This is a genomic window from Micrococcus sp. GbtcB5 (assembly GCF_019091605.1).
GTDB lineage: Bacteria > Actinomycetota > Actinomycetes > Actinomycetales > Micrococcaceae > Micrococcus > Micrococcus luteus.
On the sequence record NZ_JAGXJK010000065.1, the window covers coordinates 1 to 1820 of the forward strand.

Annotated in this window: 4 protein-coding genes; all 4 read left to right on the forward strand. The window is 67.9% G+C overall.

Annotation, left to right across the window (positions count from 1 at the left end; genetic code table 11):
* A partial coding sequence (locus tag KVS67_RS11410) for an HNH endonuclease family protein (RefSeq protein ID WP_217565384.1) occupies positions 1–321 on the forward strand: 321 nt, incomplete at its 5' end.
* Positions 318–686: a hypothetical protein gene (locus KVS67_RS14150; RefSeq protein ID WP_254629353.1), complete on the forward strand. Its 369-nt coding sequence runs from the start codon at positions 318–320 to the stop codon at positions 684–686. The genes KVS67_RS11410 and KVS67_RS14150, both read left to right, overlap by 4 nt.
* A 15-nt stretch (positions 687–701) precedes the next feature.
* Positions 702–1220 (forward strand): GIY-YIG nuclease family protein, encoded by a 519-nt coding sequence (locus tag KVS67_RS14155; protein ID WP_245245400.1) that lies wholly within the window; start codon positions 702–704, stop codon positions 1218–1220.
* A 124-nt stretch (positions 1221–1344) separates the two neighbouring features.
* Positions 1345–1785 carry a hypothetical protein gene (locus tag KVS67_RS11420; protein WP_368669058.1) on the forward strand — a complete coding sequence of 147 codons (441 nt, stop codon included), beginning with the start codon at positions 1345–1347 and terminating at the stop codon, positions 1783–1785.
* Positions 1786–1820: the final 35 nt, after the last annotated feature.

Genomic DNA, 1820 nt, shown 5'->3' on the forward strand with positions numbered 1-1820 from the left:
CCCGGATCGAGCTTGCCCTTGGGCCACGACCAGGCGGCGGAGCGGGACGGGCTTGTCAACACCCTCGGCAACCTGACGGGGATCACGCAGTCGTTGAACTCGTCGCTGTCCAACCGCCCGTGGACCGACGACAAGGCTGAGGGCCTTCGCGAGGGCGGGCGACCGAGCGAGGGCAAATGGAGTCTCCTCAATCAGCACAGTCTGCTGCTGCTCAACAAGGAGATCCTGCAGCACACGGAGCGTTGGACGGACGAGGACATCCGCGCTCGCGGGCGCCGCCTGGCTGAGCTCGTGTGTCAGACATGGCCCATCCCGGCATGAAGAGACAGAGTCTGGCGGAGTCCCGGCCGGCCGAGGACCGGCGCCTCGTGCGGCCCTTTGAACCCACTCTCGAGCCCTTCGTCCTCTCCCTCGGTGCGGTCCTCGCCGCCGCTGGCCTCGACCCGCACGACGTCCTCGCCATCCGCCACACCTACAAGGAGTCGGGGCTGCCATCGCGGGCGGCAGCCACGCCGGAGCGGGTGCTCGCCTACACGCGGGAGCAGCACCACGCGGGGAAGTTCCCGAAGGAGCCTGCCCGCCACTGGCTGATCTTCATGGGGGAGGGCGGGCGTCGTTCTCGCCTCACCGCCGTGTACGAGAACCGCGGGGAAGCCGTGGCTGAGCGCACGGAGCGGTACCGGTAGTACGACGTTGCGCCGGTGCCGCTGCTGGCCTCCCTCGAGGAGCGCCTGGTGGTGGAGTGGTCCGCAGACCCCGTGAACTGGGCCAAGCGCGGCCCCCTGGCGGCGCGGTTCCCCGTCCTGGAGATCGCCGACCCCACCACCGAGGCGTTCCCCGGCTTCGACCACGTGCTGCTCAGCTACGGGGACCTGCAGTCAATGGTGACCGAGACCCGCTATGCCGGCTGGCGCACCGCCCTGGAGGCCGTACGCGGGATCTACCTGATCGCCGACGAGACCGCGGGCCAGTGCTACGTGGGCAAGGCCGACGGTGAGCGTGGTGTGCTTGGACGGTGGGAGGCCTACGCCCGTGACGGGCATGGCGGGAACGTCGCCCTCCGGGATGCCCTGGAGCTCGACCCCGACCAGCCGGAGCGGTACACGTTCAGCTTGTTGCGCGTGTTCGGCTCCAATACCCCGCAGGCCCAGATCGACGCCGCGGAGAAGCACTACAAGGAGGCTTTGATGACGCGCCGGTTCGGACTGAACCGGAACTGAACGGACGTCGTTGTCCGGGGGGGAGGGCGAAGGTCAGACGGGGGATGGATTGCCCGCGCCGAGCCTCGGGGAGGAGGGCAAGTGCGCCATCCAGGCACAGCAGCCATCGCTGAGTTCCTCGAATGTGACTGCCCACGAGCACACGAGGCATCCGCAAGCCGCCCGCATTGATGTCGCCGCGCGGGCCGACGTCGTCGAGGCGGGCGGGCCAGGTCTGATGGGTGTGAACGGCCTCCCCGGAACCGGCAAGATGACGATGCTCCGGGACATCCTGGCGTCCAACGTCGTCGAACGAGCACGCCGATTGTCTGCGTGTGAGAACCCACTCGACGCCTTCACCGAACGCACCCATGAGTGGACCGGCCAGGGCAGGATGCGACGACGGGCGCGCGAACTCCGGCCCGAGGTGGCCGGCCTCGAAAAGGTGGTGGCTTCGGCAAACAACGCGGACGAGGAGAACCTCTCCGAGGAGATTCCACATCGGAGCGCCATCAAGGACAGCCGGAACGTGGATGCGGACTACTTGTTGTGGGTCATGAGGTTCTTGACATGGGTACCGGGCTGAGATGAGACGAGTGGGCCTCTCCCGCAGGATGGAAG

What these genes read in the sequence shown, in the direction of transcription:
- KVS67_RS14150 (WP_254629353.1), top strand. Translation starts at nt 318, where the DNA reads ATGAAGAGACAGAGTCTGGCGGAGTCCCGGCCGGCCGAGGACCGGCGC.